The 22609-nt window shown below is 60.1% G+C and carries 26 protein-coding genes and 1 pseudogene; 13 read left to right on the top strand and 14 right to left on the bottom strand.

Translation table 11 applies throughout. From position 1 onward, the window contains the following. Positions 1-6: 6 nt before the first annotated feature. The 6 genes from P0D73_RS31535 to P0D73_RS31510 form a co-directional block, all read right to left on the bottom strand. A complete protein-coding gene (locus P0D73_RS31535; RefSeq protein ID WP_408256093.1) occupies positions 7-1152 on the bottom strand; it encodes a PRTRC system protein F in 1146 nt (381 codons plus the stop codon). A gap of 96 nt (positions 1153-1248) precedes the next feature. Beyond that, entirely contained in the window at positions 1249-1467 is a 219-nt protein-coding gene (locus tag P0D73_RS31530; RefSeq protein WP_408256095.1) for a PRTRC system protein C, read from the bottom strand. A gap of 12 nt (positions 1468-1479) precedes the next feature. Continuing rightward, positions 1480-1956, bottom strand: a complete 477-nt coding sequence (locus P0D73_RS31525; protein ID WP_408256097.1) for a PRTRC system protein E — start codon at positions 1954-1956, stop codon at positions 1480-1482. 99 nt (positions 1957-2055) lie between these two features. Further along, entirely contained in the window at positions 2056-3726 is a 1671-nt protein-coding gene (locus P0D73_RS31520) for a PRTRC system ParB family protein (RefSeq protein WP_408256098.1), read from the bottom strand. A gap of 291 nt (positions 3727-4017) precedes the next feature. Then, on the bottom strand, positions 4018-4263 hold the full coding sequence (locus P0D73_RS31515) for a hypothetical protein (protein WP_408256099.1): 246 nt from the start codon (positions 4261-4263) through the stop codon (positions 4018-4020). Further along, positions 4260-6437, bottom strand: a complete 2178-nt coding sequence (locus P0D73_RS31510) for an SNF2-related protein (protein ID WP_408256161.1) — start codon at positions 6435-6437, stop codon at positions 4260-4262. The genes P0D73_RS31515 and P0D73_RS31510 overlap by 4 nt, the downstream gene beginning before the upstream one ends. A 420-nt stretch (positions 6438-6857) precedes the next feature. On the opposite strand from P0D73_RS31510, the gene P0D73_RS31505 reads away from it, so the two are divergent. Further along, entirely contained in the window at positions 6858-7412 is a 555-nt protein-coding gene (locus P0D73_RS31505) for a hypothetical protein (RefSeq protein WP_408434448.1), read from the top strand. Between the two features lie 50 nt (positions 7413-7462). On the opposite strand, the gene P0D73_RS31500 is transcribed toward P0D73_RS31505, so the two are convergent. Continuing rightward, positions 7463-7684, bottom strand: coding sequence for a hypothetical protein (locus P0D73_RS31500; protein WP_408256101.1), 222 nt, complete (start codon positions 7682-7684; stop codon positions 7463-7465). Positions 7685-7697: 13 nt separating this feature from the next. Further along, entirely contained in the window at positions 7698-8822 is a 1125-nt protein-coding gene (locus P0D73_RS31495; protein ID WP_408256102.1) for a hypothetical protein, read from the bottom strand. Positions 8823-8981: 159 nt separating this feature from the next. Here P0D73_RS31495 and P0D73_RS31490 point away from each other — a divergent pair, with 159 nt between their 5' ends. From P0D73_RS31490 to P0D73_RS31455, 8 genes and pseudogenes are all read left to right on the top strand, one after another. Continuing rightward, positions 8982-9755, top strand: coding sequence for a hypothetical protein (locus tag P0D73_RS31490; protein ID WP_408434445.1), 774 nt, complete (start codon positions 8982-8984; stop codon positions 9753-9755). Further along, positions 9755-10048 (top strand): hypothetical protein, encoded by a 294-nt coding sequence (locus P0D73_RS31485; protein WP_408434442.1) that lies wholly within the window; start codon positions 9755-9757, stop codon positions 10046-10048. The genes P0D73_RS31490 and P0D73_RS31485 overlap by 1 nt, the downstream gene beginning before the upstream one ends. 3 nt (positions 10049-10051) lie before the next feature. Next, positions 10052-11266: pseudogene (locus P0D73_RS31480) on the top strand (DUF1173 family protein). Between the two features lie 55 nt (positions 11267-11321). Then, positions 11322-11834: a hypothetical protein gene (locus P0D73_RS31475; RefSeq protein WP_408434439.1), complete on the top strand. Its 513-nt coding sequence runs from the start codon at positions 11322-11324 to the stop codon at positions 11832-11834. Between the two features lie 27 nt (positions 11835-11861). Then, complete coding sequence (locus P0D73_RS31470) at positions 11862-12179, top strand: hypothetical protein (RefSeq protein ID WP_408256106.1); 318 nt, start codon at positions 11862-11864, stop codon at positions 12177-12179. 54 nt (positions 12180-12233) lie between these two features. After that, positions 12234-12626: a DUF7682 family zinc-binding protein gene (locus tag P0D73_RS31465; protein WP_408256108.1), complete on the top strand. Its 393-nt coding sequence runs from the start codon at positions 12234-12236 to the stop codon at positions 12624-12626. A gap of 95 nt (positions 12627-12721) precedes the next feature. After that, positions 12722-13390, top strand: a complete 669-nt coding sequence (locus tag P0D73_RS31460; RefSeq protein WP_408256110.1) for a hypothetical protein — start codon at positions 12722-12724, stop codon at positions 13388-13390. 77 nt (positions 13391-13467) lie between these two features. Further along, positions 13468-13611, top strand: a complete 144-nt coding sequence (locus P0D73_RS31455) for a hypothetical protein (RefSeq protein WP_408256111.1) — start codon at positions 13468-13470, stop codon at positions 13609-13611. Positions 13612-13898: 287 nt separating this feature from the next. Here P0D73_RS31455 and P0D73_RS31450 read toward each other — a convergent pair whose 3' ends face one another. After that, on the bottom strand, positions 13899-15026 hold the full coding sequence (locus P0D73_RS31450; protein ID WP_408256113.1) for an integrase domain-containing protein: 1128 nt from the start codon (positions 15024-15026) through the stop codon (positions 13899-13901). Positions 15027-16277: 1251 nt separating this feature from the next. On the opposite strand from P0D73_RS31450, the gene P0D73_RS31445 reads away from it, so the two are divergent. The 3 genes from P0D73_RS31445 to P0D73_RS31435 all read left to right on the top strand — a co-directional run bounded on the left by P0D73_RS31445 (position 16278) and on the right by P0D73_RS31435 (position 18152). Further along, positions 16278-17297, top strand: coding sequence for a PRTRC system protein D (locus P0D73_RS31445; protein ID WP_408256115.1), 1020 nt, complete (start codon positions 16278-16280; stop codon positions 17295-17297). After that, positions 17294-17680, top strand: coding sequence for a hypothetical protein (locus P0D73_RS31440; protein WP_408256116.1), 387 nt, complete (start codon positions 17294-17296; stop codon positions 17678-17680). Before P0D73_RS31445 ends, P0D73_RS31440 begins: the two co-directional genes overlap by 4 nt. 232 nt (positions 17681-17912) lie before the next feature. Next, entirely contained in the window at positions 17913-18152 is a 240-nt protein-coding gene (locus P0D73_RS31435; RefSeq protein ID WP_408256117.1) for a hypothetical protein, read from the top strand. 74 nt (positions 18153-18226) lie between these two features. Here the strand turns inward: P0D73_RS31435 and P0D73_RS31430 are convergent, their stop codons facing one another. The 5 genes from P0D73_RS31430 to P0D73_RS31410 all read right to left on the bottom strand — a co-directional run bounded on the left by P0D73_RS31430 (position 18227) and on the right by P0D73_RS31410 (position 21537). Further along, positions 18227-18448: a hypothetical protein gene (locus P0D73_RS31430; protein ID WP_408256119.1), complete on the bottom strand. Its 222-nt coding sequence runs from the start codon at positions 18446-18448 to the stop codon at positions 18227-18229. Between the two features lie 103 nt (positions 18449-18551). Beyond that, a complete protein-coding gene (locus P0D73_RS31425) occupies positions 18552-19631 on the bottom strand; it encodes a primase-helicase zinc-binding domain-containing protein (RefSeq protein ID WP_408256120.1) in 1080 nt (359 codons plus the stop codon). Positions 19632-19895: 264 nt separating this feature from the next. Next, entirely contained in the window at positions 19896-20672 is a 777-nt protein-coding gene (locus tag P0D73_RS31420; protein ID WP_408256121.1) for a hypothetical protein, read from the bottom strand. A gap of 11 nt (positions 20673-20683) precedes the next feature. Then, positions 20684-21118 (bottom strand): hypothetical protein, encoded by a 435-nt coding sequence (locus P0D73_RS31415; RefSeq protein ID WP_408256123.1) that lies wholly within the window; start codon positions 21116-21118, stop codon positions 20684-20686. 107 nt (positions 21119-21225) lie between these two features. Next, positions 21226-21537: a hypothetical protein gene (locus P0D73_RS31410; RefSeq protein ID WP_408256124.1), complete on the bottom strand. Its 312-nt coding sequence runs from the start codon at positions 21535-21537 to the stop codon at positions 21226-21228. A gap of 387 nt (positions 21538-21924) precedes the next feature. Between P0D73_RS31410 and P0D73_RS31405 the strand changes: the two genes are divergently transcribed. Beyond that, positions 21925-22599: a nuclease-related domain-containing protein gene (locus P0D73_RS31405; RefSeq protein ID WP_408256125.1), complete on the top strand. Its 675-nt coding sequence runs from the start codon at positions 21925-21927 to the stop codon at positions 22597-22599. The last annotated feature ends 10 nt before the right edge of the window (positions 22600-22609 follow it).

Raw genomic sequence — 22609 nt, 5'->3', positions numbered from 1 at the left:
AAACTCCTAGTTAGGGTCCACCACCAGCGCCATCAGGCGATCGAGGTGATGAAGCATGCGTAACCCGAGGCTCCATTGCGCGTACTGCTCGCGGATGCCCCGTCGTGTGTCGGAAAAGGAAATAAAACGGCTGTACTCGGACGCCTCACCTGCCGAGAACGCGTTGTTCATGTGGTCGTCGAGTAACTCGCCAGTCCGCTCGTTGTGGGAAAGGACAAACGTGCAACCTGAGTAGAGAGGCTGTGCGTCGTAGCCGTCAGCCAGACAGTCAGCCTTGCCCGCCTTACGCAACAGCTGCTTCAGTGCCAGAAGGTGGTCGCAGACCCGCGCGACCATTCCCGGTGAAGCCGTGCGCAGTTGCCGCAACTCGTTGTCTGATAGAACCGACGACCGGACCCGGCGCCCTTCAACCTTGTCCGGATCGCGAATCTCGTCGGGACAGAGCAGCGGTCGCAGTTCGGACGGGAGATATCGTTCGATTACGTCGTCATCCCCGCCGTAGAAGTCCTTCAGCCACTCGAGCACGTCTTCATCTGTCGCGGCCTCGTCACCCTCCCAGTGCAGGCAGGAGGCCTCGCACAGAAACCAGCCGGGGGTGCGAACCAGAACCGTCTTTCCCGAAACGCGATCGACGATATTGAAGATCGTGTGCAGCAGAAGCGGATGGGCGTGGCGCAGCGGTTCTGCGAAAGCGCCCACCTCGTGCACCCACTCGTCGCTACATCTCACACCTAAGTGCAACGGCGTGCGCGGCTTGAAGTCATCGTGGTCATACTGATGGTGAATAACGTCGTTGACGGCGTTGGTGTCGCAAAGCTCCAGTCGAAATGACAGGAAGCGAAGCGGCGCTGGCAACTGCCGGCGTACCCACGCAAAGAAAGCCTGCTGGAAGGCGTCGACCGGGCTGACCGGCGCCTCCACGTCGGCCGCGAGAAGCGGGCCGTGCCGGAACTGCTCGAGCACAATCGCATCGAGCGACGCGTCGTCGCGCCACTTGACCGATGCACGCGCAGGCACTTCTTCAGCAACGTCAGGCAATGTCAGAACACAATTGGCAGGTCGATGTTGGGCAACGGCAGCGACTGGCGGTTGCCAGGACGCACCGACGCCCCCATCGACCGCTCTATCAGCGAATGAAGGATCGAACAGCATTGGCGAACCTCGTCGTCATATAAAAAAACCGCCCTTCCGGGCGGTTCCTGGTTGAACCCGTTGGCCGGGTCGGCAAGAGCTTTCAGGAGAGTCTGCTTACGCATACGAACCTTTGGCGCCCGCCGCGCGGACAAACTTGTAGGTCGCGATATCGCCCGCGATCTCGGGCCCATCGACGGACGCAGTCGTCAGCTCGGGATACTGCGCCGAGTAGAGATCGCGAACGTCTTCGGGCGAGAAAGCCGGGCCGGGATCGGTGAATGCAACGCCGTTGTACGAGAACTGGCGAACGAGTGCGGTAATCGAAATCGACATGACCGGGCCTCCTTAAAAGAGCGAAGCGAGGTCGGTGCCGCTCGAAACCGGCTCAGCAGGCGTCGAAGCGGCTGCATTGCCTTCGTCTCCAGCAGCCGTGGCATCCGACTCCGACGACTCACTGTCGTCGTCATCGGCATCCCCGTCTGGTGACGCTTTCGCGGAGGCGGGCGAACTTCTGCCAGCCGTGCCCGACAGGGCCTTGGTCGCTTTCGTGACCTGGGCCTTCTGGGCCTCACCGAGGATCGCCGTTGTCGCCGCGACCTGTTCGGCCAGCGACGCATGAGCGCCGGTGTACGTCGCCAGATGCTCTGCAAAACCAGCATCCAGTTCTGCAGCCGTCGCGGTCATGACGAGCGGTTGACGCAACGCCGTGTCTTTCGCCTCGCCTTCCGGCATGACGACCACGACCATCGCATCGCCTTTCGTCTTCAGAGCCAGCTTCAGCCCACCGCACGACTTCAACAGCGCTTCAAGTTCAACGAACATAAAAACTCCACAAATAAAAATGGACCGCCCGTGGGCAGTCCAGAAGAGAGATGAAGCAGGCAGGAAATGCCCGCTTCGGTCGATGCGCCAGAGAGCGCGTTAAAACTTCAGAACCTTGGGAATCTTTCCGGTGTAGTCGAAGCCCTTGACGTTGAGCAGCGCCTCGATGACTTCCGCCTTCGATTTGCCGAACACCTTCCTGAACTCGTCGCCGAGCGCCGCACGAATGCCCAGCTCGTCGGCCACCACCATCATTTCCGACTTCGTGATCAGTTCCAGAAACTCTTTGCAGAGCTTCCAGTGCTGAATGAGGTCGAGTCGATGATGGCGACACAGACTCGTCACATGGTGAACGTCCAGACCCTGGATCGCAGCGACCGTGACACCGGTGACAGCAAGCGCGAGCTTGGCGTCATCAGCGGCCGCCACAGACGTCGCAGCTTTGGCCACGTCCGACACGGCGATCTTTTCTTCGGTCAGCTTTTCCCAGATGCCCTTCATGGTCGAATCATCGACGCAGCGGGCCTGTCCGGCGAGCGCGATCGAGACGAGGTATCGCTGGGCCAGCAAAGGATTCTGACCAACCTCGCGACGCAGGGCTTTACGCCACAGCGCCACGCGATACGTCTTGATGCGGTCGGATTCAGCAACCACCATCGCCGGCGGATTGCTCGTCGTCGACGGCGCCGTACCATTTGCTTTCGATGCAGCCTTTGCCGCGCCGGTGCCATCAGTCTTTGCTTCGGACTTCGGCTCGGCAGCAGCTTTCTCAACCTGCAGGCGTTTGGCGACCATCTTCATGTTGCAGACGGTGTCAAAACACTGGCCTTTGTAGACATTGCCGACAGAATCAGGCAAAGCGCTCACGGCTGCGCCATAGTTCTGGCACGCGTGGCACGCCTTCGCCTGCTCCTCACCGACGCCCTTGGGCCCTTCAACAGCAAGCTGGATCCGGGTGTGGTTGTCGCCCGCGCGGACGATGCGCACGACGGGAAAGTCATCGCGAAGATTCGCGGCGACCGCCTCAAGCTGTTTCTCCGTCTTTTCGTTGAAACAGGTTCGGTTGGTACAGTTGCCGGTGGCAATGGACTCGCCGAACATTTCGCCCTGGGTGGACGAATTGTGAGGACAGTTCGCGCAGTCGGTCTTGTCAAAGATTGCTGCCGACAACGAACAGGCGACCTGTTCAATCGTCTTCTTCACTTCGGCGACCGACTTGCTTTCCTTGATGATGACGGGTAGCAGCTTGTCCTGCGTTTCCTTGGGAAGCGCGGCCAGCAACTCGGCGTGGCCCAGGAGAATCTGCTGCGTGGTGAGCGCTTCGAGCACGTTGGCACTGCAGTTCATCAGTGCAAGCCGCTTGTCGAGCGTGGCACGCGACCATCCGAAGATGCGCGCGACCTCGTCCCGATCGCCCTTGCTCAGCCCCACCTGCTCGGCTGCAGCAATCGCTTCCTCGGCAGGCGACATATCCGCGCGCTGGATGTTCTCGATGATCGCCAGCTGTTTGGCCTCGACCTCATCGATATCCTTGACGACGACGGGTATTTCGTAATCTTCGCCATGCGCCGCCATCGCCGCCTTGTATCTGCGGCCACCAGCGACGAGAGCGAATCCACCGTCGGCAAGCGTTCGAACAACGACAGGTTGAATGACGCCCTTTTCCCGTACGGAGGCCGTCAACTCTTCCATCTTCGCCGCATCGAAATACTTGCGGGGATTGGTCGTGACGGTGATCTGCTTGAGGGAAAGAGTAGGTTGTTGTTGCATTGTGGGTCTCCAGAGAGGGAACCCAGCCCCGCCGGGAGTGAGTTCCCGATGGGTTGAACAACAATAGACCGGTCGAAGCCGGCGAGTCGATGCGTCAGGGACGCGGGTGATAACGCAAAGATACCGCCGTGCCCGCAGCTACCCGGCGCGCAAAGCTCGCGTAAACGCTGTGCCTTTCGCGGTGAGCGACAGCGCAGATCGCTTCCCACGGACGAAAAAAACCCGGCGTGAAGCCGGGTTTGTTCAACGGTTATCGAGCGCGACACCTGTCAAGGCGCCGCTCCCGTTTCATCAATGCGTCGCTGTTCCAGTGACCTTCAGCGGCCGGGACAGCAGCGTCGTTACCGCGCCTGCAAGTGTCCACTCGCCAAACTCATGCTCGTGGCTCGCATGCACGAGGCGGTCAAGACACAGCACCTCGACACCATCGGTTTCCACCTTGCCGAGAATGTTGGCCTGCAGCGCGCGATTGGATCCCTCGCGCTTGACCGTCACGACACCGTCGCCCACCAGCACCGACACCTTCGATTCCTTCATGCAGCCTCCTTCAACAGTTTGCGCATGTCGCCGCTCTTGCGATCGGCAACCAATGCAAGGTCTTCAACAAAGCGATCCAGCAGCGAATCCATGTGCAGGAACGTTTCGTCGTCAAGCTCGGGCGTCGCCCAGTCCAGTCCCGCCTGGGTTGCATCACGTTTGTGCGCAACCATCTGGTCCTGATACTCGTCGATGCTGCCCGGGAGATGGAAATACAGCACCTTCAAGGTTCCCTTGCGGTTCCAGCGCAGCGCGCGCCGCATCGCCTGATACTCGATGCGCCACGTCCACGACCGGTCGTAGAACAGGATGTAGTCGGCGTTCGGCAGGTTGTAGCCCGCACGCCCCGACGCCTTCGTTGCGAGAAGTCCAGTCGCCAGCCCCGTCAGGAACCGCTTGTCCTTGTCGGACACACGGCGCTTGATCGGAATCTCGCCATGAAACGGCACCGACTGCACACCATGCGATTCGAGCTCCCGCGCAAGAAGATCGAGCACGCCCGGGTTTTCCGCAAACACGATGGCCTGCTTTCCCTCGGCGGCAATCTCCCGCATGCGTGAGATCACCGCGCGCTGCTTGCTCGTCAGGCCGCCAATGCGATCGACGCCTTCCATCCCGTACTGCGGAAAGTTGGCGGCAAAATGCACCGCACGAATGCGCGCAAGGATCGTGATGAGGTTGCAGGCCTTCCGGTCATCGCGTGATGAGCGATACCAGTCCGCGAACTCATCGGCCGCTCTCAGGTACGTGGCCAGATGCCCACGGTCCCAGTCCACGGTCTCAACCTCAAATTCAGGCGGGTCGATCTGGATGTACTTCGCGACTTCTGGCTCTGCCACCAGCCTCCGCTTGATATGCGGCGCAAGCATCGCGCGGTAGCCGTGCAGGTTCCCGATCTTAGGCACCTCGCGTTTCGCCCCTTCCTGCAGGCTCTCCGCGAACTGCCATGTGACCCATTCGAGAACCACAAAGTCATCCTGGAACCGGTCGACACCGCGCATCGCATACTCGACGGTGTTGATCCAGTTTTCCTCCAGATAACCGAGCCGGTAACCGTAAGGCTGGGCCGCCGTACCGTCACCACCCGAAAACGCGATCAGCCCGAAAGCGTCACGCGGATAGTTAGGGATCGGCGAGCCGGTCAGCACATATCGGCGTCGCGCTGAAAGCTGCCAGAGCGCGCGGCTCTGGTCGCTCGTCGGATTGGCCAGCCGCTCCCCTTCGTCGGCAACCAGCAGACCAATGCGCCGCCGCAGGCGGTGTGCGTACGTCACGCGCTTCGACGCGCCCCTGTCTACGGGCATGCGCAGCCGCTCGTAGGAGATCAGGTTGAACCGTCGCAGGTCGCTCAGGTCCGCCGCACTACCGATGACTTTCACATCATCCGCATTGATCGGCAGCATCGCGATCTCCTTCATCATCTCGTCAATCAGCCGCGACTCGACAACGATGAGTCCATGTCTGACCTTCGACACAAGAATGAGCGCGAGCGCGAGGCGCGACTTGCCGCAACCCTGCTCCCACGCGATCACGCAGCCGGACGGCTTCATGAGCGTTTCGACAAGATCCTCCGTCTGGAACTCCCAGTTCAGCCAGCGCTCGACGCCTAACGCCCTGACTCTCGCGTGAAGCGCCGCGGCCTGCTGCGGAAATCTCGCGGCCAGCCCTTCATGCACCACTTCCCAGCCTTCGGCGACGTTATCGACCGCAAACCGCGCGTTCAACTCGTCGACCGAGAGATGGTAGGTTGCGCCCTTTATGACATACCGGTATCGGCCATCGTCCTCGCGCGCGAAGCTAACAGCCTCGCCCGCCAGCACGAGAGGGCTCGCCCAGCGCGTCAGGTCAACCTTGTGGGTTTCCCGTGCCTTGCCGGTGACATTGTCTGAAGATCCGGCGCCAGTGGTCCATGCGACATGCCTGAGCGGGGTCGCCTGACGCACACTGCGTCTTGCGCGGCGTTCCAGGTGATCGAGGAAACCGGGCGCGAAGCTCGGCTCGCCCCCAGCGCGACGGATACGGTCGAGCAGCTTGCCAAGCGCCGCGCGCGGATCGTCCTGCATCAGGTACGTCTCAAGATCGAGCAGTCCCTGGCCCGCGTAACGGAAGCCGCGTGGCAGCCGGTGGCCGTCGCGCGAGTAGATGCGATCAACGAAGACACTGTTGAGCACCATCGCCTCGTTAAAGCCGCAGGCGAAGCCCAGACGGATGCGCCTGCCGTCATGCGAGATGACGACCGACTTCTCGCCCGTCACAGCACGGGCGATGGCAGGCACGCTGTCATCAAGCTTCTGGAAGCGTAGCCGCGGTTCTCCAAAACTCCGGTCCTCGTAGTGCAAACCGAGGTCCGGCGCCGGCAATGCGAGGTTTTCGACTTTCGTTCTGACCAAGTCCGACGGCCTCGATCGGTAACGGTCAAAGACGACGACAGCCGTCCGCACGTTCGCGCCTTCCGACCTGAACGCGTCAGAAGGAAGCTCGAAGAGACCCGCCGCGCGACGCCGCGCCGAATCACCCAGTCCGCCCGCCACGACTGCTTCCGCTGTCGTGATCGGCAGCAACGCGATGACGATATTTGCCGCGTCGAGCGCCTGATGCACCGCGTATTCATGACTCAGCGCGCTGGTGTTGGCGCCGTATCTGCCCCACGTCGTGCATTCGAACGGCTTGAGGTGCGGCGACTCGAGATGCACCGAAAACGGTGGGTTGATGATGGCGATGTCGAAGTTCGTCGGCTGGATGTCTTCCATGCCGGCGTGCCTGAACTCACAGTCAAAACCCGCTTCTTCGAACACCTTCTGACACTGCGTGATTACGTCCGCATGCACGTCGACGCCATACGCCGCATACCGCTCGGGGTCAGCGTGCTGAAAAAGCCGTCCGGAGCCGACCGAGTTATCCAGCAGACGGATCCGTCGATTCAACTTCCAGCCACTGATGAAACTCCACATGAACGCGGCGATCGCATCGGGCGTGAAGAACTGCCCGAGGTGTTGACGTCGCGCGGCGGCAAGTTCGCCGTGATGAGCGACGGGTGCAGCCTGCGAGCCGAGGCTGATGAGCGAGCGCAATGGCTCATACCAGTCGGGCTCGAACGAAAACAGATCTCTCTGCATAATTGCTTCCATAAAAAGAAAAGGCCCGCGTGAAAGCGGGCCAAAAGAAAGAACGCCGGTCGTGCTCACCGGCGGGAGGAGAACTACACTTGATAAAACCGGCGTACGGCTCGCCGGCGGGCGGCAAACGGCTGACCGCCCGTTACATGCAGCGGAGCCTGCATCACGATGTGGCGCAAGGCAGCGGCACGCAGGGCGGGCGAATAACGGTCACTCGCCCGGACAATCGCCACAAGGGCGTCGTGCGAAAGCGCATAGGTCTGCGCGACGAGACGGGAAAAACGGAAGATGCGTCGACGGAACATGGCTGCTCCCACATCAGTACCGGTCGCGCGAAGCGAGATGTTCGGCACCGAACTCGCTGATGAACAACGACAGGGCGTCGCCCACCTGATGCGAGAACTTGAACTGCCACTTCTCGTTGTACATCACGACGTCCAGTCCGTTGAAAGAGACTTTCTCCCGCGTTTCGAAGTGGTAATCCAACAGTCGCCCATGATTGAGTTCGACTGACAGGACATCGAACCCGGCCTGCCCCGCAAAAGCGGAAAGCCCGCGCATGATCCCCGCAGCAGTCTCCTGGGACTGATAGGTCGCCTTGCGGGCACTCGACCGATAGACCGGCTCGCTCCAGATGCGCGCTTCCAGCACGATCGCACTGGATGTGCGCTTGATCTCGGAATCGAGGCGAATGTTGAACCCGTTGATGATGAGCTTCGCTGCCTGAATCAGGCCGATCCGCTTACCCGCGTCGCCGCTGTAGGTGCGTTCCAGGTGCGCCCAGAACGCGTCGAAGTCAGGACATTTCCCCGCCTGGAGCGCGCCACTAATATCGATTGATGCGTTAGCGAGTTCCTTGCCGTCTTCAATCTCAAGCCGCCCACCCGGTGGCGAAAAGCGTCGTACAGCCTCTCTGACCAGCACGTGCGAGAGTCGATTGCAGAAGTCGCTGAGTTCGCGGTCCGTCTTGTATCCGGACCTCGACTCCGCAGCGCGGTAGCAGTACTGGCCATCGCCCGGAAACAGCGCGGTCTCCGCTGCGCTTACTTCGAGATAAGCAGAAGCTGCTTTCGACTGCGCGTCCTTGAACTGTTGAACAAGTGCTGTGTACATGGTGTATCCCTCGATGGAATGACGGGACACCCACGCCAGAGCGGGATGGTTCCCGTCTGGGTTGAATGAGCGGCCGGAAAGACGGCCGTCAGATAAATTGCGCGGATGCGCAGGTAGGTCGATGCGCGTACGCGCGGGTGATGCGTAAACAATACCTGTGCGCAAAACGGGCGGCGAACGGTAATGGCGGCTTTTTGAACCCGTCTCTTCGGGCAGGCTTGCCCGACTTATTAACAATTTCTGTTGGTAACGCTGTGGATAAGCCGTCGCCGCACTCCGCAATACAGCACTGTCCGGCATGACAATGACATCCCGAAACCACAAGTACATTTACCTGCGAAACGATCGTTGAGGGTGCCAGTTGTAACGCGTTACGGATCTAAACCCGGAATGATCGCGGTTTTGCTATCTCTTTCCGGGCATCGCTTTACGCCATGCTTTCACTTCGCCGGAAATGGACAAGGCGAATGATCCGGTTTTCCGGCTCCTTTGTGCCGCCTTGAGGAAGGCATTTGCCGGAAAATTGGCGAGAGTGCTGCGCTCGCTGCACCCTCAACATCGGTGATCATGAAAATCAGTCAACGCGCCACGCTGTCCATCCTCGCCATCGCCGTGCTTACGTCGACGGCGATGATCGGCCTTGCTGGGGTCCAGTTGCAACCTCAACGCGCAGCGGTCAGCGTCGTCATCGACACCGCAATCGTGTCCGAACTGACCGGCGTATCAGATGCGGTGAGAGATATGCCGCCTGAGCTTCGCTCGGGCGTTCTGGCCCGTCACGAAGTTCGGTCAGCGGAAGCGCTCGACCAGTCGTTGGCAGCTCAGCGCGCCAATCTCGCAACAGCCGAACAGCAGCGCGCTGTCGAGATCGCGACGCATGACCGGCGCACAGCGTGGCTGATTGCGCTCGCCCTGTTCAACACATTCGCAACCGCGGTTGGTGCGATCTCCCTTCTCGACGCATACAGCGAAACGGAAGCCCGCGCGGCCCCGACCGTAATGCAGCAGGCGACGGAACAACTACTGCCCGCCACGGGCTATTGCATCGAGACCCGAGCGCTCGCGCTGTCTAATGGTTATTTTCCCGGCCTTGTGCTCGAACGCACGTTCATACGGAAGCATGTGGTTGAGGGCGTCACTTTCCTCGAATTCCAGAACGCGACCGGCGCACGCCAGATCATCGACGTCGCTACCATTGAGCGCATTGTTCCGCTTGGCCGGGTGGCAAGGCTCGGCGACGCTCTCCGTCCGGCTGCAGCCTAATGATGATCACCATCGTCTTCGAATTCCTCGATACCACGCGCGGTCAAGGAGCGGGCGGCGCTACCGCGCTGGGCCTCCCGGATCACTGGATGGACGCGCTGATCGGCGACGGATATGTCGAGCACCGCGAATACATCGCACCGGGAATACTGCGTCGGATCGTGGCACGCTTCCCGACCCAGCATCACCTCGACCAGTTCGCGAGCAGCGTCCGTCAGGTGAGCAAGCTGCTCGGGACACACGCTTTTCGCGGGAATGTTGGCAGCCCTCGGCCGGATTTCTTCGGGAACTGACAGATGACGAACGTCCGGTTCGATGGTCTGGTGACGTCTCTTGAAGAGGTGCAGGACAATCCTGCTCGCTTCGCCACGCGGCTTGAACGGGCAAAGCGCTCCCCCGGCTACGCCGAGTGCCTTTGTCAGAGCGCCGGCGACGGAAAACCCCTTCGACTGGTCGTTCGCCGTTACGGCGCGCTCTTCCACCTCGCGCGGTGGCCGGACGAAGGCATCCATCACCAGCGGGACGTCTGTTCGTTCTTCGCCGAACCCGCCGCATCGGGCAACGTTTCCGGCATCGAGCAGGAATCTATCCGCACGACGCCGACGGGGCTTAACGCGAGACTAGCCGTATCACTGACGGTACGAACGGTGGGAGCCGTGAAAAGCGATAGTCCGGCAGGCGACAGCAAGCTCACAGCATCGCGCCGCTCGGCGCCGCTCCTCGGGTTTCTGCAACGGGTATGGCAGGAGGCAGGCCTAAACCTCTGGTCAGGCGGAGCGCAGCGCAACTGGGGCACCTGCAGCGCGCAGATCCTCGCGGTGCTCGGCGAAGGGAAGATGAACGGCAAGCCGGTTCAGGACGTCGTTCACGTCATGCGGCGCTATGAGGAAAGTGGACTGGCGACCATCAAGGCAGAGTTCGAGGCTTTCCTGGGCCGGATCAGGACAACGCCTACAGAGTCGCACCGCGGCGTCGTGATCGCAGAAATCAAGGCCATCGATCCCTAAAAGTACAGTTTTATCCTTCGCCTGCGGCAGACATTTGAAACGTTCTATGCCTCGAAGCCGCTCGTTGAAAGCGCTGCCCGCTCTTACCGGCATGCGTGGTCAATGATCGGCAAACCGGAAGCGCGAGTCGTCGCTGTCCTCGTTGTTGAACGCACGAAGGACGGCAATCTGCGCGCTGTCGATCTCGCCCTTCAGCTTTGCAGCCGCGCGTTTATACCCTGCGACTCGAGCTACGAGGTGGATATGGCGAACCGTCTTGTGGAAGAGCGCCGGCGTTTCGACAAACCGCTACGCCGGGACGACGGCGACGACATGCTGCCCGACTTCCGCCTCACGGACACAGCGCGGCCTATCGCGATTGAGGTCTACGGCATGGAATCAAACGAGGCCTACCGCGCCCGGAAGCTGGCGAAGCAGGCGCTCTACGCTTCGCGCAATCAGCCATGCGTCGAATGGGTTCCTCCGTCGCCGCTCGGCTCGGTCGCGTTGCCGCCGCCAACTTGACTTGGCGCCGATGCATATAGGGTGACGCTGATAAAGCCCGAACAGGACCGACAACATGGAATCCAACTCATTCTTCCTTCAGCGCGCAGTGGCGCGCGGTGCTGACTGGCATGTCAGCTATCCGGCACTCTGCATGGCCAGCTCGACCGACCCCGTCGACGAGCGGCGCAAACAGATTGTCGTCGCGGCCGCAGACGACAACTCCGTGCGGATGGCCTTCTTCAGCTCTCTCGGCGCGATTCTTGACTTCCAGGCGTCTTGGTCAGAAATGGACGTGGCCACGCGCGGCTGGTTGAACTTCACCACGCGCTGGAACCGGTGGTGGCTGCCGGACGTGGCTGCGCTTGCCAGCATCGAGCGGCACGCCAACGCGCCAACCGACGTGCGATTTGCCGCCGGCCGCAGCAGCGCACGCATCGCGCCCGGTGTCGCGCCATCTGACACGGACGCCTTCCGTCGTTACCTTGACACGATTGAGCAGCACTACCGGCGCGACGAGAGCATTTCCCGCACGCTGTTCTTACCCGACGCTGCGTTCCATATACAGTCGCGGTCCCCTGCCCCATAAATCACAAACTTTACCGGCCGGAAGCGCATGAGCAGTGTCATCCCTTTCGCGCGCATGCGCGTCTCTACAGATGATCGTACGCACCGCCCCAGCGAGTGCGACCATCACAATATCCGGCTCGACCCGCGTGGCGGAATCGTTACGTGCCGGGATTGCTCTGTCGCGCTTACGCCCTTCTGGGCGCTCACGATGCTTGCCGACCAATACAGCGTTGCACTGGCTCACATAGAGCGGCTTGAAGAAAGGCTCGCGCGGGCGGACTCGCGCATCCTTGATCTGTCATCCGAACTGGATGGCAGAAAGAATGTGAAAGAGCCGCCGAAACCCTCTCCTACCTTCCCTTGACTGCCAGGCCCTTCATGGTTGAATGGGTGCATCAGCTATCTCAAGGTCATCACCATGAAACGCAACTTCCCCTGCGGACACTCGGGCAAAGGCAAGTTCTGCCATACCTGCGCCGCCATCACAAAAGTCAAAGAGGCCGAGATGCTCGCGCGCCAGAAAAAGCGACTCGCACAGGCAGAACTGGCCGCAGCCGACCAGATCGACCTTTCGTGCGTGGCCCACTTACCGTCCCTTCAAAGGGAGGCTCGACTGATTCTTTCAAAGGTGCGGGACGGCACTCATCCATGCGCGCTCAAGGGCAAACCAATCCGGTCCTCGAATGGGCAGCTTCTCTCAGTGCCGGTTGGATACGCCTACCGGCTAATGTTCGACTGTGAGACGTTGCGCCCTGTCCGCCTGCTTTCTCACGAGGCGTACAACCACGCCGCTGACGGCCTGAACGCCTGACTTGCCGCAATTGGTGTTTTTTCGTGTCGTTTTGGGCAGTAAGGCTGGTCAGTCAACATTACAATAAACACATACACTGACCACTGAGAAGTGCCATGACTGATGAACTTTTCCCCTGCGCTCACTGTGGCGGCAACTGGGCGTTCGGCTGGTCCCAACGAGTGATCGGGGGCCGCATCAGGCCTTCGACGGACTTCCTGCAGATCAACTCCAGCACTGCCCCCGTGATGAACGATATGGAGGCGCGCTCCCTCTCGGAACCTCCAACTGAGAGGCTGTGTTGCATCCTGTGCGACGACTGCGGCATGCAGACGCCGTGGATTCCCATCGGCAACGACAAACATGCTGCGCTCAATGAAGCCGGGAAAATCTGGAACAAGCGCATCAACCGCCCCGATGCGACCGAGGGTGACCTGCTTGACCTGATACGCAAAGAGATCTCGCCGATCGACGCGCCGTACGTTCTCGATTTGCTTGCGCGCACAACGGAAGACTGGGAGAAACGCGGCCCTATCTTCTCGATGCTCGCTCAGAAGATCGTCGACGGGAAAATAACGACCCGCGACTTCTGGCCAATAGACCCGGTGCTCGAGGACGCGGCTCGATACCGCACCTTGCAGCAGATGGCTCGCTTCGTCTACATCGATGGTATTGCGTCGGTTCAGTTTCCGCGCATTCCGGCGACAGGAGGTGACGAGGAGTGTTCGTTCGAGACGCGTGTCTCCGCCGCCGTTGACGATCTGCCTGATCGCAGTCGCTGGTGACTTGACTTGGCGCCAGCCGCGTCATACTGGACTCAACTCGCGACACATCGGTGAGCGAACAACCCTCCGGAGAAACCATGTCCCCCATTGAATATATTCGCGCGGCGTACCGCCATCGCGAAAAGCTAATGCCTCAACTGCTCACGCTTCTCGCGCTCGGCGTGATCCTCACCTACCACGCGTTGACCAGCCCAATGCTTCGCTGGCTGTTGCAATCATAAGGGTCTTCTAGTCCAGTTGACCGTGGACACGTATAACAGCGTTAAAGAATGCGGGCCCGTCGATTTTCTTTAACGCGATGATTTTGCAAATGTTTTCTCTGGCCCGGAAACACATCGTTTATAGACCAGCGCAATAAACGACGTGTTACGTGTCCAACCTCGGCAAGAATGGCGACCTTGTGCCGTCCCTGCTTGTGCTCAACTCTGCGCCGCGGCCTGCTGTTTCGTAGGCTGCGCGCCCCTACGGGTCGGTGTCCCGCAGAGTCTCGGACCGACCGCCGCGCCCTTCATTTCTCCAACAGCCTGTACAACGCTTGACGCGAGATACCCATCGCTGCTGCGGCGCGTGATTTCACTCCGCCCGCAGTTGTGATGGCCTCCAGTGCCATTTCCCTTGTCAGCGAACGCGTCTTCTTCGCAGCCAACGCAGCATGCGTTGAGAGATAGGCGTTTGCTTTAGTCGCGCGACTATGACCTGCCGCCTCGACAACGCGCTGCATCGCCGCCTTGTGTGCCGCACGATCCACGCGCTCTGATGGCATCTTGATGGGCGCTGCAACGCCAGTAATCCGTTCGTACATTTCCTGCAGGTACTGGTGACGCAGACCGTGGCTGGTCACTCCAATTCCCGATTCGGTGACGCCGTGTTTGGCCAGCACCTTGTAATAGCGCCACTTCCACTGCTGTTTGGTCATGCCATGCGGGATGGTCGAGCCGGTAAAAGGATTGGCCAACGCGGCAGCTTCTTCCAGTACCGAAAATTTGAAGTCGATCGGCACCGCCCGGTCACGACCGCCTTTTGTCCCGCGGGTTACGCTCAAAAGGCCATCGTTGCGCACGGCCTCGGCGGGGCGCAGAAGGAAGCTCTCTTCCACGCGCAGCCCAAACGCCGCCTGAAGCTTAAGCTGCACTGCGACGCGCGGATCTGTTTTTGCAATCTCCTCGATCTTCGCTGAGGCGTCGACGTCGTTTCCTACCCAGGACTTATCTTCGAGCGCCACATATGAGCGCACGAGATTATTCGCTTCTCTGTCCGCATAATCAGACAGGGTTCCGATGAGGTTCTTCTTTCCCATCCAGTCAGCGAGCGCTCGTAGATAAGTCAACTTGTTCTCAATCGTGCCACCGCTGAGGCCGGACTTGATCCACAGGTCTACAAGGAACTTCACGTGCTTCTGCTTCAGCGCATACGGCGATTGGAGCGCATAGCCGTTTTTCCGAAGCTCTTCAAAAGATCGACAGATCTGCTGCGTCCGATACATCTGCGTTTTGATGGACAGAGGCTTGGCGCTAATTCGCGTGCGACTGTGCACCTTCTCGACATTCTCCAGAAAGAGGTTTTCGAGTACCCCTTTAAAGTCGGGCGGCAACCGATAATCGCGCAGCACTGCGCGCACATTCAAAATAGCTGACATCCTTACAACCCCATGAATAGCACGGTCAAAGCGCTATCAGCGCCTTGCCTAAACGCCGCGACCGAACATTTTCCTGATCTTTTTCGGTGCGCTGCGCGCGAGACGCTGGGAGCCTATCCCCGCATCAACCTGTCGCGCTGCGCGTTGCGTTCCCCCGCCGGGTACAACCTTCCTGTCCTTTAGCGATTCCATCGGTTCAGCCCCGCACGTGGAAGAGACGTGCATCGACTGTCCATCTGCTGCCTGCTGCGAGGCACCACGCTCGCGCGCAATGCCTGCCTGCGATATCTGCTTTCCCTGCCATCACCGAACCGGACCTGCCTTTGCAGGGTCCATCGTCGTTGATCGGGTCGGCTGTCTCGCAGGTCGGGCCACAGCGCTTTTCGCTCCGCGATCCCGACTCCGCCGACTGCTCTAGCTGCCGAACCGGCCTGTGACACGTTTTCACGCGCCCGTGTGCGCCGTCTCTCGACTCGCACGACTGTGGCCAACCGTCCGGCAAACCGTTTGCGCTGTTTTTTCTCCGGCCGCGCCCGCCGTTCGTCTTCCGTACAGGGAAGTGTTCGCTGTAATAGCGATCACATGCCCCCACCCCCAAGTCCGTGCAGTCCGCCGCTGTGTGTCGGGCTTCATGCAACGGTCCCAGCTTCGTGTGCTGAAAGGGTGCGTCCAATGCTGACTCAAGCGTGAGTTACGTCCGGTTTCGGAAGTGTCCGGTGTCCGGCAACTCAGCTCAAATCGCAAAATCGGGCAAAACCGCCCGCAAACCCAATGGATATCGCTCGTCCGGTTGCCTCAAATCGCCCCGGATTGCTTTTGATTTACTTCAGAAAAAGGCCGCATCAGATTGCGGCCGTGGACAGGAAGGGTTTTCGCCAGGCAAAGCGATCCCTTCAATGATGAAACGTGGAGGTCGATGCGCTGATCGCGCGGTGGGTAAAGTCGAGAATAACCGGTCGAGCGGCGCGCTCAATTCCTAAAGCTCCCTAAATCATGCGAGCTTTGGCTTCCTTGACTTTGCTTCCCAGCCGATACAGTTAGACCGTCACTCGTGGCCTTGGGCCAAGTTCGGGCCAAGTTTGGCCCAAGGCAGCAAGCAACCCATCAGGGCAACAGGCATTGGCCCAAGTTCGGGCCAAGCTTGGGCCAAGACAGGAAAAAGTTGTTAGGACAATCAACGTTTGGCCCCTGTTTGGCCCTATTTGGCCCAAGCGCACAGTGAGCAACGGTAAATAACTCTGGAGAGAGCCAATGAAAGTTTCAGTATTCGCAGTGGACGTCGGTTACGGCAATACCAAAAGCGCATTCCGTATGGGTTCAGACATCGCCACGCAAATGTTCCCGTCGCTGGCGCCCATCGCGATCAGCGACGCAGTGTCGGGCTTCGGACAAGGCGTGCTGAACGCGCGCAAGGTTGCGCCCATCGAAGTGGATGGCGCAACGTATGAGATTGGTCCTGGCGTGGAACTGTCGTCGGCTTACGGCAACGCGGGCCGGACGTTGTCGGAAGATTTTTGTCTCACCGCCAACTATGCGGCGCTGCTTGGCGGATCCCTCCATTTTGCCGGCGTGACCGAGGTCGAACGCATGGTGCTTGGGTTACCTGTTCACAGCATCACCAAGTACTCCGCGCATCTTCGCGACGCGTTCACAGGAACTCTCAACTTCGGTCATGGTGAGATCAAGGTCGGTTCGGTCAAGGTCGTGCCGCAACCGCTTGGATCGCTTGTCTCCTTCTCTGAATATGGGGGTAGCCGCTTTGATCGCGAGAATGCCCACCTGGTCATTGATGTCGGTTACTTCACGACGGACTGGGTGGTCGCTCACGGCTTTACGATGAACGACCGCCGCAGCGGCGGTGCTCCGGGCGGGGCGTCACATGTCTATAAAAGCATTGCGTCTCTGATCGCAAAAAAGCAAGGCGAACCGGTCGACGACATTGAGCGGATCGACAAGTGTCTGCGCGAAAGGAAACCGCTGCTGTTCTACGGCCACGACATTGACCTTGCCCCGTATCTTGAACAGTCCCAGGCTGTCATTATTTCAACGGTCAAGGACATGCAGAATCGCGTTGGTCGGACCGCTGATCTGCGCTCGATCGTGCTGACGGGAGGCGGAGCCGCTCTCTACGAACCGGCAATACGAGACGCTTTCCCGCGGGTACAGCTCGACGTGCTGGAAGCCCCGTGCTATGCCAACGCCAAGGGGTTCCTGATCGTCGGCGAGGCAACGCTTGCCCGCGAACGCAAGGCGCTCGGAGCCGCTGCATGACTGGCAAGGCGCTGGTCAAAGTCACGCTCAACGAAGCGACAGACCCAGATCTCTTCGCCTACATCAAACAGTTCGACAACGAGCGCATGCGCGCCGGCGCCCTCAGGGCGTTGGCACGAGCGGCGCTCAACGGAGGAGGACCAAGACGCGTCGAACCCACCCTGCTTGATTCGCCGTCCGCGCAGATGACCGACGCGCCGACGCCCCGGCGCTTCCCCGACGCAACAGATATGGTAGAAAGCGATCCCGCACCTACACTTTCTACCGGAGCCCCGCCGGCGGCCGCAGTGCAGCCAGCACAGCGGCCCGCTGCCGATGCGTCGGTCGCCGGCGTCCGGCGATTCGACACGGACGCTATCGCCGACCAGTTTGCGGGGTTCTAGTTGCGGCCGGTGGCCTTGACTTCGCGCCGCATTTGCGAAGATAGGTCATCGGCCTGCATGACGGGTCTTACCAGTGGGGTGGAAACAATGGATCTCTTGCACGTACTGACTAACGCGGACTGGACCCGGGCCGCGCGCTTCTGGCTCCTGGTGGCAGTTGCTGTTGCTCTGTGGGAATCGGCATATCACCTGCGCCGTGCGGTACTTTCGTGGCTTCGCAAGGACCGGGACCATGCTTGAGAAATTCTGGGCGCTCAATCCGCTCGCGAGGCGCGCAGTCATCGCAGCCGCGCTGTTCGGAGTGATGTTCATCGACCTTCTTTTTCCGACATGCGATTTCACGGTCTGGGTGTTCTTTACCGTTGGCAGCGCATTCCTTTGGACGGTCGGTATCCTTCGCCCATTCCTGATCATGATGTATTACCTTCTGCGCACGGTCATCCGCGTCAAGACCCGTCCGTGGTGGTGGTAGCCAACGGGAGTCCACTTCGAGCAGGCGAAAAAAAACCCGGCCACAATGGCCGGGTTTGTCGTTATGGGGCTGAGTTAATGCAATAAAGCAATACCGCGAGCTCGACCTTGAAGGCGGACGCAGTAAAACCACGCGTCGTCCAACTCGACACCTCTCTTCGCTGTCGTTGTCAGGCCAGTACTCCTGCGGTCGATCACGTCGTAAGCCTGCGCTTCCGACTTGCCAACTGGTGCGGAACCGTTCTCGACGCCCGACGTAGCGACAATCTCAAACCGGCCAACAATCATCCTGAACATGCTTCTCTCCATGGGGAAGGCCCGGACGGATTGCGGCCCCGGCGGGGACGAATCCCCACCGGGCGGTTAAGAAAAACTACTGAGCGGGCCAGGCCGCCGTTAATCAGACATACATTGCCTCGCGCGTCCCGCCGCTCCGGACAGCCGCAGTAAGAACGCGGGGCTTGTTACATAACGTCAACCATTCGTCCGCAAAGTCCGTCCCGCGGACTTTCGGGCGATGAACAATTGCGGTGTAGCCGTCGGCGCGGAGACGTCTGGCAAGCGCCAGCGCATCAGCCATCCCGGGCGACTTTCGCGTTTTCGGATCGACCGCATCGAAATCAGCAAAGATATGCACGACACGAATTCCAAGGCCATCAGGAACAACGAAGTCGGAAAGCAGCACGCGGTTAAGGCAGTACCAGACCGGCACACCGAAAAGCATGTGCGCGCCAAGCACCGATTCGAGGCCTTCCCCCACGCCGATCTCGCCGTTGACCGGCTCCATCAGCCGGACTGCGCCGCCATTCAGTTTGTGCAACGTCACGTCGTTCATCTTTGAAGGGAGTACTTCCCCGTCGTTAGTGATGATCGTCGCCTTTGCGGGCTTCGAACGATCAAGGAACGTCCGGTGAAGTGTGCCCAGGCGTCCGTCCGGTAGCGTGAATCTTGCGAGAACACCCGGCCACTTGCCGATCACCTTTTTTTCATGCCGGCACTCAAGCATTGCCAACCGGAGTGCCGGTGACGGAGAAAGGTCAAGGCCGGGCACGCGCGCGCGCAGATATCTCGAAATGAGATCGCCGCGCCCGTGCGCCACCGCCCTGTCCCACATCGACTCGAGTCTCTTTCGCGCCCACGCCGGATCGGCCTTGCGACCTGGCGAAGGCGCCGAGGAGCCCGGCGTGTCACGCGCCGGCAACGGGACGCCGCCGGCGAGTTCGAGCATCAGCTCGCGAAAGGTGATACCGACTGCTTTGCAGATAAGCTCGAAGCCGTCTCCGGCCTTCATGCTTCCTTCATTGCACTTGCGGCACACCCAGTCGCCGCGGCCGCGCTTGTTGTCATAAGTAAAGCGGTCGTTACCGCCGCAGATGGGACAAGGCGACCCTTTGCCGGTCAATGAGGCTGCGGGTACTCCGTACTTCTGGAGCAACGCTACCCACTGTTCGGGGGACAGCTTCAGGTCCTTAACATTCATATGTCACTCCATTAGTGGTGTGGTTGAGGTCGATGCCTTTACAGGCGGTGAAACCGTTGCTCAGAAAAGCCGTGCGTTACGCGCAAGGCGCGTGGAACGGCTTTTCTCAGCAAGGACGGCGCTGCCGGTTGGGATTACGGGAAGGTGCGAGATGGGAACTCACCCTTCGCGCCCGGCCCCCATCAGGAGGGCCAAGGCGGCGAAAGGTGAGCCGTTACGGGAACAAAGGTGAGGAGGTTCGGGATGAGAGGTGCTGAATGCCCATCACTTCTTCTTGATAGACCACAGCCACTTGTCCCACAGGACTTGAGCGCCTGATGCATCAAGAATCGGCTCCCCGCGCGAATTGACTGCGGGAACCTTCGTCTTGCCAAGACGCCGAACTTCGACGCGATCGCCAATGCGGCAATGCGTCTCCGCGATTGCGTCGCGCAGGCCTTCGCCCTGCAGCACGCGGGTCTGTCCATGGTGCTCCAGCGTCAGGCAGAACGACTCATAGGTTTTGCCGGGACGCTTGCCATCCGGGAACTCGCGCTCACCCCACTCCGTCACGACGCCGTAGTGCGAACGTTCCGTGCGATGTGCGACCGGCGCTTTCGTGGGTGATGCCAACGCTGGCGCAGCATTCTCGATCACGACCGGTGAGGTAGCTGGCTTGACTTGCCCGCCGCTGCGAGGGCGTTCTGCCCGTTCAACGTGACGGTCCGCGGTAACTGGCGAACCCGCTGCCATGATCGCAGCAGCGATCGCGTCCTTTAGCGGACCCGGATGTTCACCGACGACGGACCAGTGAGGCTCGAGTGACGGTACGAGCTTCATGCCGACCGGCGTATCGCGCAGCTGATGATCGAAGGCCGGGCGAAACTGGACGACAACATCGCCCTCATCGCGAAACAGGCGAGCCTCGCCAGCGATCACGACCTGACGCTCGTTGGCGCCCCCTTGCCCCACGACTACGGGTGCGGGAGTTGCTGGCGGCGAAACGGTCTCGCCAGTGCCGAAGATGCTACTCAGGACTTTGCCGAATGTCGTTGTTGTCATCTTCGGCTCTCCTACAGCAACGAGCCGAAGCAGCAGCGACGAACGTCTTCCATGTCGCGCTTCAGCAGCGGGTTGCTGACGATGACGTCCTGAAGGATCTCGGGGTCGACGCCGTTCACGAGACAGACGTACCGGTACGGCAGAGCGCCGTCCCAGAACTCCATCACCCAGCCGAGCGTTGCCCGGTAATCGTCGAGTTCAAGCTTTTTGCGGTTGCGAAGCCTGTCGCTCAGGAGCGTGCAGCAATCCATCAGCGACTCAGGCATGTTGTCGCCACGACGACTGTCAGTGGCGAGGTCGACGAGAGCGTCGACCATTTTCTCGCGCACCGCTTCGCTCCAGAACTGCGGATCGGGAAGCGGGTCAGGCTTGAGAGGTTGACTGGCAAGAATTGGCAATTCCTTGCCGAACATATCCAGTTGCCATGCCGCGATTTCGGTTTCCATGGGTTATCTCCGGTAAACGGAACCCATGCCCGCAACGGGTTGGGTCCCGTTGGGGTGAAGTTGCAAAGACGCCCCGGAGGGCATCTTTGCGATCAGTGGCGGGCCGACTATTCGCCGGTGCCGGTTTTTAGCGGAACAACGACAGGCGACTTTGCGTACTGTCGTTTGATAGGTGTCACAGCTGCCGTCGGGACTGCTTCGGCTTTAGGCTGGGCGGTCGTGGGCGTTGCTGCTGCGGTATCGCTCGTCTCTTTCTCGTCTTTCAAGGCATCGCGAATCGCAGATCTAATCCACTTGATAGCGAGCAAGCCGACAAAAAGTGCAGCGAAAAATGAATGTGCTGCTAACCAAAGCGCAAAGCACACGGCAAGAAACGACATGGGCGAACGGGTCGCTTTCATCAGGAACTGCTTCGGCATTTTTCTCTCCAGAAAAATTAACGCACTAGGGGATGTCCAGGCCGGACGCTCTGGACCGTTTCGATGCTCAGGTGAGCAGGGAAATCAGGCGCGCGGAGAGACGCTTTCCTCACGGCTCGGTTAAGACGTGACAAAAGCAGCTATCGGCGGAGGCAAACAGGGGAACGGAGATTGACCGCAGGCGCAGCAGGGCCAACAACTCGGGTCGATGCGTCAAAGACGCGGGGATAGGAGTGACTTTACGGATCGCTACGCGACACGGCGACGTTAAAGCTTAAGAAAACAGGTGTGCTTTCGCCTTTGCAATACGAATTCGACGTCTTTCGCTTCCTTGACTTTGAAACAGCCGTGTCAAGCTGACCTCATCAACAACGCGTGAGGCAGCAAATGTTCTTCGAAATTTTTCTGGGCGTCGCCGCATGGCAAATCCTTAGCCGCAAGAAACGCTCATCTATTGGCAACCTGTTCCGGCAGAAGCCAAAAGACCGCAGCGTAGCGCTCGGCGAGGCAGGCGAAGCGAAAGCGCAGGTCACGCTGCGCGACCACCTGATCGCACTCTGCGGCGCTGACTATCACCTCTTCAACGGGCCAATCATCGTCGAGCACGCGCCCGGAACTGACTTCCCGACCGCCGAGATCGATCACCTCGCCATCACCCCCTTCGGTGTTTTCGTGTTTGAGACGAAAAACTGGTCGGGATATATCAGTCCTGCTGCGACCCCCGGCTTCCTGACGAGGACAGATCGCGACGGCAACGCACAGGACCGTCGTTCGCCACTGGAGCAGAACCGCACAAAAGTCGCGTTCTTCCGCAGTCGCCTTCCCGCGCTGTGGCCAGTTGCGGGCGCCGGACTTCTCGTGTCCGACGATGCGCAGTTGAGCCCCGCGCTGCACTCCGACCTTCTTTCTCTCGCCGACCTCCCCCACTGGCTGCGCGCGCGACGTGACAGCTACGGCGCGATGCCGCCGGTCGACGTGCCGCGAGCAACCGCCGGAGTCGCTTTACTTATCGACACAACGCGCGCCGCGATGGAGGAGCACGTGGCCCGCGTCGCAAAGTAATTTTTACTCA

It is taken from the genome of Paraburkholderia sp. RL18-101-BIB-B (assembly GCF_046026985.1).
Taxonomy (GTDB): Bacteria; Pseudomonadota; Gammaproteobacteria; order Burkholderiales; family Burkholderiaceae; genus Paraburkholderia.
This window is presented reverse-complemented; position numbering and strand designations above follow the sequence as displayed.